Here is a 14,452-nt window from a genome sequence, read left to right on the forward strand (position 1 = left end):
AGATTTAACTGGATGGTTAAAGTCCGCTGATGCTAGGAAAGGTCATGCAAGATAATTTCACATGGAATCCGGAGCCGGCGAGCGGCATTGCGATGCAATGGGTCGAAGCCAACGGCCTGAATTTTGAAGTGGCTACAGCTGGCGAGGGCAAAAAGCTGGCGCTTTGCCTGCATGGCTTCCCCGAGCTGAATTATTCCTGGCGGCATCAGATTCCGCTGCTCGTCGAACTGGGCTATAAAGTCTGGGCGCCCAATCTGCGTGGCTATGGTGGCTCCAGCAAACCTGAGGGCGTAGAATCCTATCGCCTCAACAGGCTGGTCGAGGACGTCGCGGCGCTGATCGATGCCAGCGGGGCAGATGAGATAACCCTGATCGCCCATGACTGGGGCGCGATCATCGCCTGGCATTTCGCGATCCTGAAAATCCGCCCGCTGACCCGGCTGGTGATCATGAACGTCCCCCATCCGAAATGCGCCCAGCGGGAAATACAGCACTGGTATCAGCTCAGGAAAAGCTGGTATATTTTCTTCTTCCAATTGCCGTGGGTGCCAGAACGGATATTTGGCCGTAACGGAGCAGAAGCGATCAAGCAGGCTTTTACCAATATGGCCGTCGACAAGAGCCGTTTCCCCGAGTCTGATATGCAAGTCTATGCCGATGCCGCCAGCCGCCCCGGCGCACTGCGATCGATGATCAACTATTACCGCGCCCTGCTCCGCACCAGGGACGCGCGGGAGATAGGCGATGGCATGGTTGATGTACCCACGTTGATGATCTGGGGCGAGGAAGATGCCGCCATCGACATACGCTGCACCGACGGCACCGAAGAGTGGGTGCCCGATCTCGAACTGCATCGCCTACCCGGCGTGTCGCACTGGGTGCAACAGGAAGCGCCGGAGGAGGTGAATTCGATTTTGCGGGAGTGGTTGTCCGCTTAGTCCCGCGCTGCAATCATGTCGGCGATATCGGTAAATTTTTCGCGCGGCGAACCATCTCTTGCGCGGGCAATTTCGGCCTCTTCAATTTTCTTCCAGTCGCGAAATGTAACCGCCTTTACGTCTCGTGCATCGAACAGACGATCAAGACCCTTGCGGCCTTCCTTGTTGCTGCCCGAGCCAATATCCTCGGCGATGATATCCACGATCGCGAAACCGTCTGGCTTGTTGGTACCGATCGTGCCCGAAGGCCCGCGCCGCGCCCAGCCGACGCAATAGAGTCCCGGCAATATCCGCCCGTCCGTATTGGCAAACCGGCCGCGGCCATGTTCATAGGGCACTCCCTCGATCGGCGGGGTGCGATAGCCGATGCAGCTTATCACCATCTGGCAATCGAGTTCGTAGCGCTCACCGGTACCGATGGATCGCAGGTCCTTGTCCAGCTCGGTCCTTTCGACGATCAGTTTCTCGACCTTGCCATCGCCGCGGATCTCGACCGGCATCGCAAAAAAGTCGAAGACAATCTCGATCGGCTTGTGCTGCGCTCCGTCTTCGTCAATCTGGAAATTGCGCAAATGGGTGACCGATTTGCGCATGCCGGGTTCGAGCATCGCATCATCGCCAAGGTCCGGAAAATCCTCCGCATCAACTACCGGTATGGCCCGTTCCAGCTGCCCCAGTTCGCCCAGTTCCTTGGGCGTCATCGCGATCTGGTGCGGTCCGCGCCGTCCGAGAAAGGTGATTTTCTCGACCTTGCTCTGTTTCAGGCCATCGAGCGCATGGCCGACAATATCACTGCCGGCAAATTCATCTTCGGTCTTCGCTAATATTCGCGCGACATCGAGCGCGACATTGCCATTGCCGATGACCGCCACCGACCGGGCGTCGAGCGGCGGATCGAGATCCTTGAAATCCGGATGACCATTATACCAGCCGACAAAGGCGGCGCTGCCGATGACACCCTTGAGGTCACTGCCCGGTATATCCAGAACACGATCATTCGGCGCGCCGGTTGCCAGCACCACGGCATCATATAGTTCCTGCAATTCGCCAACACTGACATCCTCGCCAACCGTCACATTGCCGACGAAGCGCACATTGTCACCCAGATTGGTTTTCTCGTAACGCCGAGACACTGCCTTGATCGATTGATGGTCGGGCGCGACGCCGGTGCGGATCAGACCGAAGGGAACGGGCAAGCGGTCGATTATGTCAACAGCGACATCGTCGCCGAATTTCTTCTGCGCGGCTTCCGCCGAATAATAGCCTGCCGGTCCCGATCCAATGATCGCAATATGACGCATAGTCCTGCCTCCCCGATTAGCTGGCCCGATTAGCGAAACCTCATGCTAACGCCATAATTTCAAAAGAAAAGCAAAAGGGCGCTGTCATTTTCGGGAGGCCGGGATTCTGTGGGAACAAGTCTAGCCGCCAACATTGGCGACGTTGTAACGCAGCGCTTCCTCATTGGTCAGGCAGCGACGGGTGGACTTGTCGCCGTCCTCGGTTTTCACCGCATTGGTCTTGTACATGATTTCGGATAATAATTTCCGCGACACGCCCATCCGGATCAGGAAGTCATTATCTTCAGTGGCCAGAAGCGCGCTTTGCTGCTCAACTTCGCCGATCAGGCCGACCGTTGAATCGGTGCCCATTTCGATGCTGTAATTGATCGCATTACGATCGTTGGTCATGGTGAACATATGGACCATGAAATGAGCGCCGGGCTCGACGATCCGGGCCCTGCCTCCCATGAAGACAAAATTGCAGGCGCTGAAACAGGTCCAGCCCTGGGGGATTCGGGTGATGATCAGGGCATCGGATTCCCGGATCGCCCGGCCGGCTTCATTGCCGGCTCTCGCATTACCGCCGGAAGACCGCAGCCATATTTCGGATATGTCCGGATTATCCGCCAGCATCTTGCGCATCCGGTCGGGCAAGCCGGCATCGACTGCTCCTTCGGCCAGCAATATCTTGGTGCCGTCGATCATTTTTGGCGTCAGCTCCATCGTCTTGTTGGTCGACCAATTGGGAGCTTGCGGACAGGTTGGATTATCCGGGTCCATACCGGGCTTAACATCGGTAGCCCCCAGGGTAAAAAGCGAGGCGATGACGATGGCGGTTTTGATCTTGTTATTCATATTTCATGCCACGACTATATATCGTGTTTCTCCGGGAGCTTTGCACATCCGCTTGGACACACGGGTTTCTTCGCCGTCGACGATAGCAATATCTGTGATGGTCATGCAACTTGTACCGTCTGCCGCCTGTGATTTCGCTGTCGCTATAGAACTTCCCGAGACGCCGGGCCGGGTCGCGCTCGTCCATTGCGCACTGGCACCAAGCTGCTCGGAACGAGTCACGCTGCGCGTCGCTTCAGCAGCCTGTAACTGCTCATCAGGATCCAGTCGGCACGCGATCGAATTGGTCAGCGTATCGGCCACTTCCGCGCGCGGAATATAGGAGCCGACAACGCCCAAGCCCCTGGTTGCCCGCCGCGTAAAATCGCCGATCATATTGCCCAATATGGATTTGCCGATCGATTTTTTTGAATCGCCGGCGCAATCCTCGTTCTTGCTCTCCGAGGTGCTGTCGGCGGACGGCTTCTTTTTGAACAGCCCGCCAAATTGAGCTGACGCAGGCGAAGGAAGGACAAGGCCCGCGACCAATGTTGCGGCAACCAGTGTGGAAGTGAAGCGGTGATCTTTTACACGCATGACATATCCTCGATGGCTATCAGAATATTTATCCTATCATCTCTACCTTCTCCAGCAGTGGTTTTCATCACATCTGCGTCAAAAACAGGGATAGGAAAACGATAATTAGCTGTTATCCTGCGTTAAATGATAGGATAGGTTGGACAATGGCCAAGAAAATAGCACGTTTCTGTTCGGCGGCGATCCTGTTTGTCGCTGCTTCCGGATGCAGTGGCCAGCTTGCCGCTGAATCGGGGACAAAGGCCGGAACATTGCTCGTCGGCAATAAGGGCGAAGACAGCCTCAGCTTCATCGATCTGGAAAGAGGCACCGAAACCGCGCGGCGAGATACCGGACATCAGCCCCATGAAATCGCGATATCGCCCGATGGCAAGCTTGCTGCCGTCGTTTCATATGGTGGGGAAACCATAGATATTTTTGACATCACAGCGATGGAACGGATCGAAACAGTGTCCCTCGCCCCTGCCCGCCGACCGCATGGAATCCTGTGGCTGGACGACGGCCGGATCATCGCGACAACCGAAGGCAGCGACAATATCACCATTGTCTCGCCGCCGGCCGGCGAAACGCAGAAACGAGAAATTTCTACGATAGAAACGGGTCAGAAGGGCAGTCACATGCTGGTGGTCACACCCGACAAGTCCCGCGCCTTTGTTTCAAACATGCAATCGGGAACGGTCAGCGTGCTTGATCTGCTGGCAATGACCAGGATCGCCGACTTACCGGCGGGAACCGAACCCGAAGGACTGGCGATCACACCCGATGGCGCGACCGTCTGGGTCGCCGATCGTCGTGGCGACCAATTGCGCGTTTTTGATGCCCTGAACCTCGAACAACTGACGATTATCGAGACCGGCAAATTTCCAATCCGGATCGCCATCAGCCCCGATGGCGCTACCGCGATTACGTCCAATCTGGGTGACGGAGCGCTCGGCTTGTTCGATGTCGCAACACGCGAACCCAGCGGAGAGATTGAAATCAGCGGCACCGCCGAATCCCAGCAAGTCACCATCCTGTTCTCGCCCGATGGCAAAAAACTCTATGTTGCCGAAACTGGTCCTGATACTATTGCGGAAGTGGATCTGGCAGCGGGTAAAGTTCTGCGCCGTTTCAAGGCTGGCAGAGACGGAGACGGATTGGGTATCAGCTTGAACGCCCACGCCACCGAGGATTGAGTAAAATCGATAGACACCCGGGGTCGCACCTAGGGAGATGAAGTTTGAAAAAGCCGTTCAATCGACTGCAGGAGCTGATGATAAAGGCGATGGCGGAAGCTTTGTTTCACGATCGCACGATGGTCATTACTCCCGATCAGGTGGTCGATAATGTCCAGTATCAATTCTCCAATATCGAAGGCAACAAGCCAAGCGAGATAGGCATGGCCCTTTACGGCCTGCTGCTCCTTTTGGGTGGACCTGTTTTCCTGGCAGCGACTCCCGCATTCCGGAAGAGGTTGATCCGCCGCCGATTGCAGAATTCCCGGATCGACCTGTTTCAGGACATCGCGCGCACCAAGGGCGTCATACTGGCCGGCTATTACGGCCATTGGCTGCCGGGAGATGAAGAAGCGAATTTCGACAATCCCATTTATGCTGACCTGGAATATGAATTGCCGGCACAGCGCGACCGCTCCGCTCCCGGAGAACGGTCTGTTCGCCGCGAGCCCAGGCGCGACCTCAAGGCCGGGGTATTCGTCGGCCATGACTCGGTCCCCGAAGAAACCGACGTGATCGTGATCGGTTCGGGCGCTGGTGGTGCAGTCGCCGCTGCAGCAGTCGCCGATGAGGGGCATCAGGCTCTGATTATCGAGGCGGGTGGCCATTATCCTTCAGCCCGCATCACCCATCAGGAAGCCCGGATGACCGCACGACTGTTCAAGGATGGCGCCCTACAGTCGACTTCCGATCGCGACATCATCGTATTTCAGGGCCGGGTGGTCGGCGGATCGACCGTCATCAACAATGGCATCTGCCTGCGCATGAAGCATGCCGGCCTCGTCCATCCCGACGCCGAAGATGTATATGAAACATGGGCCAGGCTGGGCGCTCCGGTCAGCGAAACCGATCTGGCGCTCAGTTACGAAGCGGTCGAACAGGCGCTTGAAGTTTCCGAAATTGAGCCAATCGTTGGCCGCAACAATGGTCCCCACCTGATCGACGGCTGGAAGAAATATGCCGCACAGTCGAACGATCCGATGGACCATAGGGCCGTCACCGCATGGTTCAGAAAAAACTACGGCCCGAAAACTGCGGATAGCGAATGCGTATATTGTGGATACTGCAATACCGGCTGTCCCTACGGCAGAAAAAAAGCCATGCCGGAGAGCTTTCTCGCCCATGCAACCAGCAATGCGCGCAGCAAACCGGCGCGGATATTGGATCGGGCCGAGGCGACCGAAATATTGTGGGACGAAGGCGCCAATGGCAAAAGAATTGCGCATGCCGTGGAAATCCGACTGAGCAACGGCGGCAAACGCACCATCCGTGCCCGCAAAGGCGTGGTGGTTGCCGCAGGCGCACTGGCGTCCAGCAATCTCCTCTACAATAGCGGCATTTTGCAGTCAGGCAGCAATATCTCGCTCAACATAGCCTGCCCCGTGGTCGCGCTGATGCCCGAAGGCACAAAGGTCAATGTCTGGAACGAGGACCAGATGGCGACCTATGTCGACCGCGGCGATTTTCTGATCGAAAGCCATTTTCAGCCACCAATGAGCATGGCGACGTTAGTCCCCGGCTGGTTCGAGGATCATTTCGAGCGGATGAGAAATTACAATCGGCTGGTCTCCGCCGGCGTCCTGTTTCCGGCCGACCGGCTGGGCTATATGGACGATGGCAAGCTCAAGCTGAAAATTGGCGAGAAGGAACTGGCATTATTGCGTCGTGCATTGGCGACAATGACCAAAGTCCATTTTCTCAACGGCGCGATCGAAGTCTACCCTGCCCTTCTGCGTGGCCAGACGCTGACCTGCGACATGAGCCATGACGAGATTGATGCCTTCTACGAAACCGCGATCGTCGAGCCCGATGATGTTGTCCTGTCGAGCTCCCATCCGCACGGTGGCAATGGCATCAACGTGGATCCGCACAAGGGCGTCGTCGATCTCAACCAGCGCGTGCACAATACAACCAATTGCTATGTCGCTGATGCCAGCGTCATGCCCAGTTGCATTCGCGTCAATGCGCAACTGACCACCATGGCGATGGCGCACAGGGCGCTGGCCGGAAAAAGACGCTTCGGCTAGTTATTGAAACGGAAATCGGGCAGCGACTGAAACGCGTTTTTCAACGCATCCCCCCACCCTTCCGAAATCGACTGGAAATAGGGATCGTCTTTTTCAACCCGCTGCTTGTGCGTCACCGTGAAACTGTCAGCTTCATAGATCTGCATATCCAGCGGTAAATCCACCGCCAGATTGGCACGAATGGTGGAATCGAAAGAGACCAGCAGCAACTTGACCGCATTTTCGAAAGTCATGTCCGGGTCAAAGGCCCGGACAAGGATCGGACGGCCATATTTGGTTTCACCGCTCTGGAAAAAGGGGCTGTCATCGCTGGCTTCGATAAAATTTCCGGCCGGGTAGATCATGAACAGCCTGGGATCGCTGCCATGGATCTGTCCGCCGAGTATCAGCGTCGCACCAAAAGGAGACTTGGCTTCCTGACCTTCGCGAGAATAGGTTTTGACCACTTCGCGCAAAGTGTCGCCGACTATAGTCGCGACCTGGAACATCGATGGCGCCTGAAGGATTGATGGATTGCGATCGTCCGGGTGCTTGCCACGTTCATCCAGCAGGCTGACAACCGCCTGTGTGGTCGCCAGATTACCAGCAGAAAGCAGCGTGATCACCCGATCGCCCGGCACTTCCCAGCTGGTCAGTTTCCTGACCTGGGCAATATCGTCGACACCGGCATTGGTGCGGGTATCCGACATGAAGACAAGGCCGCGTTTCATCCGCAGGCCCACGCAATAAGTCATTTTAAAATTCCTGAATTAGCTTGTAAATTGGATTACTGCTGAACCTGCAGCGTGACAATCATATCTTCGCTTCCCGAACCAAATCGCAATCCGGAAATCGGTGATGCTTCCCGATAATCAAGACCGGTTGCAATCCGCACATAGCGTTCATCCGGAGAATAGCCATTGGAAACGTCAAATCCGACCCAGCCCAGCCCTTCGATATAGGCCTCGGCCCAGGCATGGGTGGCGTCCTGATCGACCCGGTCGCTCATCATCAGATAGCCTGAAACATAACGAGCGGGGAAGCCGAGCATCCGCGCAGCAGCACAGAAAATGTGGCTGTGATCCTGACAGACGCCCTCTCCGACCCTGAGCGCGGTTTCGGCATCCGTCTCGGCGTCAGTTTGGCCGGTGCGATATGCAACTTTCTCGACCACAGCCGCTGACAGGGCATGAAGCTTGGCAATATCATTTTCAAAATCGTCGCCGAGCGCCTTTACCAGCTTTCGGGTTTCCGCTCCTGGCTTCGTCAAATCCGTCGCCTGCTTGAAATACCAGAGCGGCGCGAACCCCGAGTGAGATCCCATGATTCCACTGCCGTCACTATTGTCGACTTCGCCGGTGCATTTGATCGCGATTTCCGTGCGCCCGCGGTCGATGCTGATCAGATCGACATGGTTGCAATGCTGGTCGACAAAGGACAGTTCAACTTTGCCGCCATCAATTTCGATATTCCAGCTTTTAACCTCTTGTCCGGGCCGTTCCTTCGGACGCAGGCGAACCTGCTGCAATCCATATTGCACCGGGGCATCATATATATAGCGGGTTTCGTGATTGATCTTCAGCAGCATGATTACCCGATCCGGTCCTGAAAATTGAAATCCGTTTCGATCTGCGCCGCCAGACCATTATTTGCGGCGATAAAATCGGCGATATATTGGTGCAGGCCATATTCGAAAATCGCCTCGATCGGCTTGCTCAAAATATTGTTGCAGATCTCGTGCGCGAGCTCGCCGGACCGGCTTTTGCGATCATAATTTTCGTCAAGATAGTTCAGATTATCGCTGATCTTGGCATAGCAGAAGGTCAATGACCGGGGCATCTGCTTATGCAGCATCAAATAGTCCGCCACTGCCTTGGCACTGATATCCGGTCCATTGAGCCAGCGAAACGATCGGTGCGCTGAAACAGATCGCAGGATCGTTTCCCATTGTACATTATCGACCGATGATCCGATCAGAGCGACTGACGGAAGCAGCAGATAATATTTCACGTCGAGAATACGCGCCGTGCTATCGGCACGCTCCAGAAAACTGCCCAGACGGAGAAAATTGAAACCGTCATTGCGCAACATGGTACCGAGGGTCGCACCTCTGACCAAAGCGCTTTGTTGCCTGATCAGTCCCAGAGTTTCAGGCAGGTCCTGCTCTCTTACCGGTTTGGCCATCGCTGAATTTAAAGTAATCCAGCTTTCGTTGGTCGCCTCCCATACTTCACGCGTCAACGCGGTTCTGGCTGTCCTTGCACTATCCCGGGCCTGTTTCATCAGCGCCATGACACTGCCTGCATTGTCGCGATCGCGAAGCAGAAAATCGATAACCTTGCCAGATTCAAAGTCATCATGCTTGGCGCGATAGGCCTCAAGCACGCCTGTTGACTTGAGGACGGAAGACCATTCTCCGCTTGCCGATGCCGACCGGGTCAGCGCGATACGAAATCCCGCTTCGATGAAACGCGCACTATTTTCCACACGCTCAAGATAACGTGACATCCAGAACAGGCTTGCAGCTGTTTTACCCAGCATCAGAGACGCCCCCTCATTCTTCGAGCACCCATGTATCCTTGGTGCCTCCGCCCTGACTGCTGTTCACTACCAGCGACCCTTTGGTCATTGCCACTCTGGTCAGACCTCCCGGTGTGATGCTGATGCCCTCGGGCGAAACCAGAACAAATGGCCTGAGATCAACATGCCGCGGCGACAATCCTTTTTTCGTGAAAATCGGAACGGTGGAAAGTGCCAGCGTCGGCTGCGCAATATAATTGCTGGCGTTGTCAATCAGCTTGGCGCGAAAAGCGGCGACCTCCTTCTTCGAGGCAGCGGGTCCGACCAGCATGCCATAACCGCCCGAGCCGTGGACCTCCTTGACCACCAGTTCTTCGAGATGCTCAAGCACATAGGCGAGCTGATCTTTTTCAGAACAGCGCCAGGTCGGTACATTTTCAAGCAGAGGTTTTTCGCCGGTATAGAATTCAACGATGTCGGGCATGTAGCTGTACAGCGCCTTGTCATCAGATATTCCGGTTCCCGGTGCGTTGGCTATGGTAATACCACCAGACCGATAGACATCGAATATGCCCGGCACACCGAGCATCGATTGCGGATTGAAATTGAGCGGATCCAGATAATCATCGTCAATCCGGCGATAAAGGACATCAATCGCGGTATAGCCTTCGGTCGTGCGCATGGCGACCCGGCCATCGACAATTTTCAGATCATGTCCTTCGACCAGCTCCACGCCCATCTGATCGGCGAGAAAGCTGTGCTCGAAATAGGCACTGTTGTGAATGCCCGGGGTCAACACCGCAACAACCGGCTTGCCCTCACATTTCGGCGGTGCGCAAGCCGCCAGCGAGCGACGCAGCTGACCCGGATAGTTGCTGACTTCCTGCACCTTGATCTTGGCAAAAAGCTCAGGAAACATCTGCAACATGGTTTCACGGTTTTCGAGCATGTAACTGACACCCGACGGAGTGCGGGCATTGTCTTCGAGCACGTAAAATTCTTCGTCACCGGTCCGGACAATATCCGTGCCGATAATATGCGTGTAAATGCCCCCTGGCGGATTGACGCCGATCATCTGGGGCAGAAACGCTGCATTATTGGCGATCAGGTCGATCGGCACCCGGCCCGCACGCAGTATCTCCTGCCGGTGATAAATATCATAGAGAAAGGCATTGATCGCGCGAACCCGCTGTTCGATGCCTTTTGACAGCTTGCGCCACTCGCGCGCCGACAGCACGCGCGGAACGACGTCAAAGGGGATCAGCCGCTCGTCGGCTTCATCCTGCCCATAGACATTGAACGTGATCCCGGTTTTCCGGAAAAAGGCCTCAGCGTCGGCCGATTTGCGATGCAGACGCTTGACATCTTCGCGATCGAGCCAGTCTTTATAGTCTTGATAAGGAGGCCGAACATGTTCCCCGCTACCCATCATTTCATCGAACAAGCAATATCCCCCTGGGCGAAACGTAAAAACCTGTCCTCCCGCGCTTTAGCTAGCGCAACAAGGCCCTGAAAGCAAAGGAATTAGGGAAATACCAAGGACCTGAGGGCTCAAACCGGATATTTTACGCCGGTCATTTCTTCCGAAATATCCCAAAGCCTTTTAGCCGGCTCGATCCGCTTGGCTTTCGGTCTTGGCTGCACTTCGCGCGCCGGGCCGGTCCATTCGCCATTGCGGCTTGGTCCGAAATATTCACCACCCCTGACATCTTCGCCGGCAGCAGCAGCCAGCGTCGGCCAGGCCCCTTGTGCGGCGCTGTTCATGAACAGGCTGGACACGGGCCGAAACAGGGAAACCAGGACAGCCGGAAAATTCTTGGTCAGTTCCGTATCTGCAACACCAGGATGACAGGCCACTGCGTTGATCGGGGAATCGGCTGCGCGCAATCGCCGGTCAAGTTCATACATGTGCAGCAAATTGCCCAGCTTGCTCATCGCATAACGGCCCCAGCGGCTGTAGCTGTCCTCCGCATTGATATCGTCGAAATCGATCCGGCCGCTACGATGCGCCATGCTGGCGGTGATCACGACCCGCGGCTCCCGCCCTTCTGCCAGCTTGCCGAGCAATAGTCCGGTCAGCGCAAAGGTTCCCAGATGATTGACGCCAAATTGGGATTCAAAACCGTCAGCGGTCTCTTCTCGAGGCGGCATCATGATCCCGGCATTGTTGATCAGGACATCAAGCCGAGGCTCCTCCACGACCAGATTTGCCGCACTGCGAATGGACTTTAGATCCCCCAGATCTAGCGGAATGAACCGCATATCTGCTTCCGAATAGACAGCACGAATATCGGCCATCGCCTCCTCCGCCTTTTCCGCAGAACGGCAGCCAAGCAGCACCCGAGCACCCCTGCCCGCGAGCAGCTTGGCGGCCTGATAGCCAAGGCCGCTATTTGCGCCGGTGACAAAAAAGACGCGCCCGCTCTGGTCGGGCACGTCCTTGTCCGTAAAATTCTCGATCGTCATACCGCCACCTTCCTGATCCCCTGCCCTATCTACCACATAAGTCTCGTGTCCGACAGAAAATCAGCAACCCAGTGATCACTCCGGAGCCACCACCAGCCGGTTGTTGAGCGCCCGCACCGGACGCGCGCTGTCACCCATCAGCGTCTGGAATACTGCAATCTGATCGGCGCTCGCCGTGATCGGGGCCTTCAGCACAAACCAGTTCACTCCTTCGCTGCATGGCGGCGTCGTCAGCGAACCCATATAGCGATAGACCGAGCGATCCGCGGGCAGCATGCCATTGGGATCGATCATCTGGCCGGAGATCGTCGCCGGCTCTGATTTCTCACTGGACGCCGCTGCGAGAATCTTGCCGAGTTCCGCATTGACCGCTCCCTCTTCGAACATCACCCCCAATACACCCAGCTTGCCGCCTTCAGTGGCGTGGACAAAATGGCCAGTAAGCGGGTAGCGTTTGCCGGAAATCGCATGTTCGGACGGCGTGTGAAAATGTATCTGGATCAGGTTATACGTCGCACCGCCGCTGGTCATCGAAGAACCGGCTGCAAAATCGGCCTGTATGGTCAATCCCTTGTTCGAAACCGTCAGCGGTCCGGCCTGGTATTTCACCGCCAGCGCCACATTTCCCCTTGCATTGGCATTGGCCAAATCGATCGGCGACTGCATGTCACCGCTTTCGCACAGCGCATATTTGTCGGACAATTGGCCCCATTTTTCCGGGCCGTTGTCGGCGCCATAGCCATAGGGTTTGTGATGGCCTGCTACGGCAGGAGTGGTGAAAAGCAGCGCTGCCAGAACAGTGCCGGAAATTCTGCGATAGACCATTGTTTTCCTTTCATACAGATGCGACGCAATGATTGCCACGCCCCGCTTTCACCCCCGCCTTTTAGCTATTATCCTCACGACGATCCAATTACTTAAAAATTGCCATATCAATAGAAATTATCAATGACAATGTGCTGCATTCACATCTTCTCAGCCTCGCCCACTCCCCACATCACTTTACTTCCCGTCGATATCGTCTAATCGCTGCTGCCATTAGCTTTGGAGAATATCATGCGTGCCGACGCGCAATCCTATGTCGACCGGATCGACGCCGCCCTTGACCTGATCAGGACCTCGCTCAACTGGGATGTCGCGCTGCGGCGTCTCGACGAGCTGAACGCTCGCGTTGAGGACCCGACCCTGTGGGACGACCAGACGGCCGCGCAGGCGGTGATGACCGAGCGCCGCCGGCTCGATGAATCGATCAGTGCCGCGCGAGAAATCGAACAGGAACGCAATGACGCGCTCGAATTTATCGAGATGGCCGAGGAAGAAGGCGACGCCGGACTCGCTGACGAAGGCGCCGCCAGCCTTGAGAAGCTGGCTGCTCGGGCCGATCGCGACAAGGTCAAGGCCTTGCTCTCCGGCGAAGCCGACAGCCTCGACACCTATATCGAAATTCACGCGGGTGCTGGCGGCACCGAGAGCCAGGACTGGGCCGAAATGCTGCTGCGCATGTATCAGCGCTGGGCCGAGGCTCGTGGCTATAAGGTCAGCATGGTCGATTATCAGGCTGGCGACCAGGCCGGCATCAAATCCGCCACGATCGAGGTGAAGGGCGAGAATGCCTATGGCTATGCCAAGACCGAAAGCGGCGTCCACCGGCTCGTCCGCATCTCCCCGTTCGATAGCGCCGCCAAACGCCACACCAGCTTCTCCAGCGTCTGGGTCTATCCGGTAATCGATGACAGTTTCGAGGTCGAGATCAACGAGAGCGACCTCAAGATCGACACCTATCGCGCTTCCGGCTCCGGCGGCCAGCATGTCAACACCACCGACAGCGCCGTGCGGATCACTCACCAGCCGACCGGCATCGTCGTCGCCAGCCAGAATGACCGCAGCCAGCACAAGAACCGCGCTACCGCCATGGGCATGCTGAAAGCGCGCCTGTTCGAAGCCGAACTGCAGCGCCGCGAAGCCGAAGCCTCGGGCGAATATGAAGCCAAGACCGAAATCGGCTGGGGGCACCAGATCCGTTCCTATGTCTTGCAACCCTATCAGATGGTCAAGGACCTGCGCACCGGCTACACCAGCAGCGCTCCCAGTGCCGTTCTTGATGGCGGCCTCGACGAATTTATCGCGGCAACTCTGGCGCAGAAGGTGACGGGCGAAAAGGTCGATGTCGAGGATGTGGATTAGGGAGACGTCACTCCTGCGCCGACAGGCGAAGAATGCGCTAATCCATTCCGTTCGTCCCAAACCAGTCGAAGGACAAAATGCGCCGTTAAGCGTGCTACGACAAGCTTTGTCGTAACAGCAGAAAACTTCTGTCCTACATCGTTCCGCAGTGCTTATGCTAGTCGCATGACCGACGATCTCAACCAAACAGCACAACTGTCGGATTGCAGTCACATGCAGCCGAAACATTTCCCAATGAACTTCAGCCTGGCAGCCGATATTTTGCTCACGAATGGCGAATTTTCAACAGGTTCAACCGACTCCGCCGCGCCGGATGTTTTTCTGCTTTACGGGGTGTGACCCGTGTGACCCTGCGACCAGTTCTTCAGGTTACCGCCGGCCTTTTGTCACGCGCCTTTATTTTTGCGCGG

Annotated in this window: 14 protein-coding genes; 5 read left to right on the forward strand and 9 right to left on the reverse strand. The window is 56.2% G+C overall.

The features are described 5' to 3' along the window. Positions 1-44: 44 nt before the first annotated feature. Positions 45-938, forward strand: coding sequence for an alpha/beta fold hydrolase (locus AZE99_RS09145; protein ID WP_067200112.1), 894 nt, complete (start codon positions 45-47; stop codon positions 936-938). On the opposite strand, the gene AZE99_RS09150 is transcribed toward AZE99_RS09145, so the two are convergent. The 3 genes from AZE99_RS09150 to AZE99_RS09160 form a co-directional block, all read right to left on the reverse strand. Further along, positions 935-2,239: an FAD-dependent oxidoreductase gene (locus AZE99_RS09150; RefSeq protein ID WP_067200115.1), complete on the reverse strand. Its 1,305-nt coding sequence runs from the start codon at positions 2,237-2,239 to the stop codon at positions 935-937. The genes AZE99_RS09145 and AZE99_RS09150 overlap by 4 nt on opposite strands. Before the next feature lie 120 nt (positions 2,240-2,359). Next, positions 2,360-3,076, reverse strand: coding sequence for a hypothetical protein (locus AZE99_RS09155; RefSeq protein ID WP_067200117.1), 717 nt, complete (start codon positions 3,074-3,076; stop codon positions 2,360-2,362). A gap of 3 nt (positions 3,077-3,079) precedes the next feature. Beyond that, positions 3,080-3,652 (reverse strand): hypothetical protein, encoded by a 573-nt coding sequence (locus AZE99_RS09160; RefSeq protein ID WP_067200120.1) that lies wholly within the window; start codon positions 3,650-3,652, stop codon positions 3,080-3,082. Positions 3,653-3,798: 146 nt separating this feature from the next. Here AZE99_RS09160 and AZE99_RS09165 point away from each other — a divergent pair, with 146 nt between their 5' ends. Then, entirely contained in the window at positions 3,799-4,827 is a 1,029-nt protein-coding gene (locus AZE99_RS09165) for a YncE family protein (RefSeq protein ID WP_067200123.1), read from the forward strand. Between the two features lie 44 nt (positions 4,828-4,871). After that, positions 4,872-6,893 (forward strand): GMC family oxidoreductase N-terminal domain-containing protein, encoded by a 2,022-nt coding sequence (locus tag AZE99_RS09170; RefSeq protein ID WP_231862578.1) that lies wholly within the window; start codon positions 4,872-4,874, stop codon positions 6,891-6,893. Here AZE99_RS09170 and AZE99_RS09175 read toward each other — a convergent pair. From AZE99_RS09175 to AZE99_RS09200, 6 genes are all read right to left on the reverse strand, one after another. Beyond that, positions 6,890-7,627 (reverse strand): peptidase, encoded by a 738-nt coding sequence (locus AZE99_RS09175; RefSeq protein ID WP_067200125.1) that lies wholly within the window; start codon positions 7,625-7,627, stop codon positions 6,890-6,892. The two genes, AZE99_RS09170 and AZE99_RS09175, sit on opposite strands and share 4 nt — an antisense overlap. 32 nt (positions 7,628-7,659) lie before the next feature. Continuing rightward, on the reverse strand, positions 7,660-8,460 hold the full coding sequence (locus tag AZE99_RS09180; protein WP_067200128.1) for a transglutaminase family protein: 801 nt from the start codon (positions 8,458-8,460) through the stop codon (positions 7,660-7,662). 2 nt (positions 8,461-8,462) lie between these two features. Continuing rightward, a complete protein-coding gene (locus tag AZE99_RS09185; protein ID WP_067200131.1) occupies positions 8,463-9,413 on the reverse strand; it encodes an alpha-E domain-containing protein in 951 nt (316 codons plus the stop codon). 13 nt (positions 9,414-9,426) lie between these two features. Then, complete coding sequence (locus AZE99_RS09190; protein WP_067203488.1) at positions 9,427-10,824, reverse strand: circularly permuted type 2 ATP-grasp protein; 1,398 nt, start codon at positions 10,822-10,824, stop codon at positions 9,427-9,429. Between the two features lie 119 nt (positions 10,825-10,943). Then, positions 10,944-11,894, reverse strand: a complete 951-nt coding sequence (locus AZE99_RS09195; protein WP_231862579.1) for an oxidoreductase — start codon at positions 11,892-11,894, stop codon at positions 10,944-10,946. A 39-nt stretch (positions 11,895-11,933) separates the two neighbouring features. Further along, on the reverse strand, positions 11,934-12,683 hold the full coding sequence (locus AZE99_RS09200; RefSeq protein WP_082788307.1) for a carbonic anhydrase: 750 nt from the start codon (positions 12,681-12,683) through the stop codon (positions 11,934-11,936). A 231-nt stretch (positions 12,684-12,914) separates the two neighbouring features. Here AZE99_RS09200 and prfB point away from each other — a divergent pair, with 231 nt between their 5' ends. Both prfB and AZE99_RS16115 read left to right on the forward strand, forming a co-directional pair. Beyond that, positions 12,915-14,042, forward strand: coding sequence for a peptide chain release factor 2 (gene prfB / locus AZE99_RS09205; RefSeq protein ID WP_067200137.1), 1,128 nt, complete (start codon positions 12,915-12,917; stop codon positions 14,040-14,042). Positions 14,043-14,207: 165 nt separating this feature from the next. Next, positions 14,208-14,381: a hypothetical protein gene (locus AZE99_RS16115; protein WP_156472181.1), complete on the forward strand. Its 174-nt coding sequence runs from the start codon at positions 14,208-14,210 to the stop codon at positions 14,379-14,381. Positions 14,382-14,452: the final 71 nt, after the last annotated feature.

Source organism: Sphingorhabdus sp. M41 (assembly GCF_001586275.1).
Classification (GTDB): Bacteria; Pseudomonadota; Alphaproteobacteria; order Sphingomonadales; family Sphingomonadaceae; genus Parasphingorhabdus.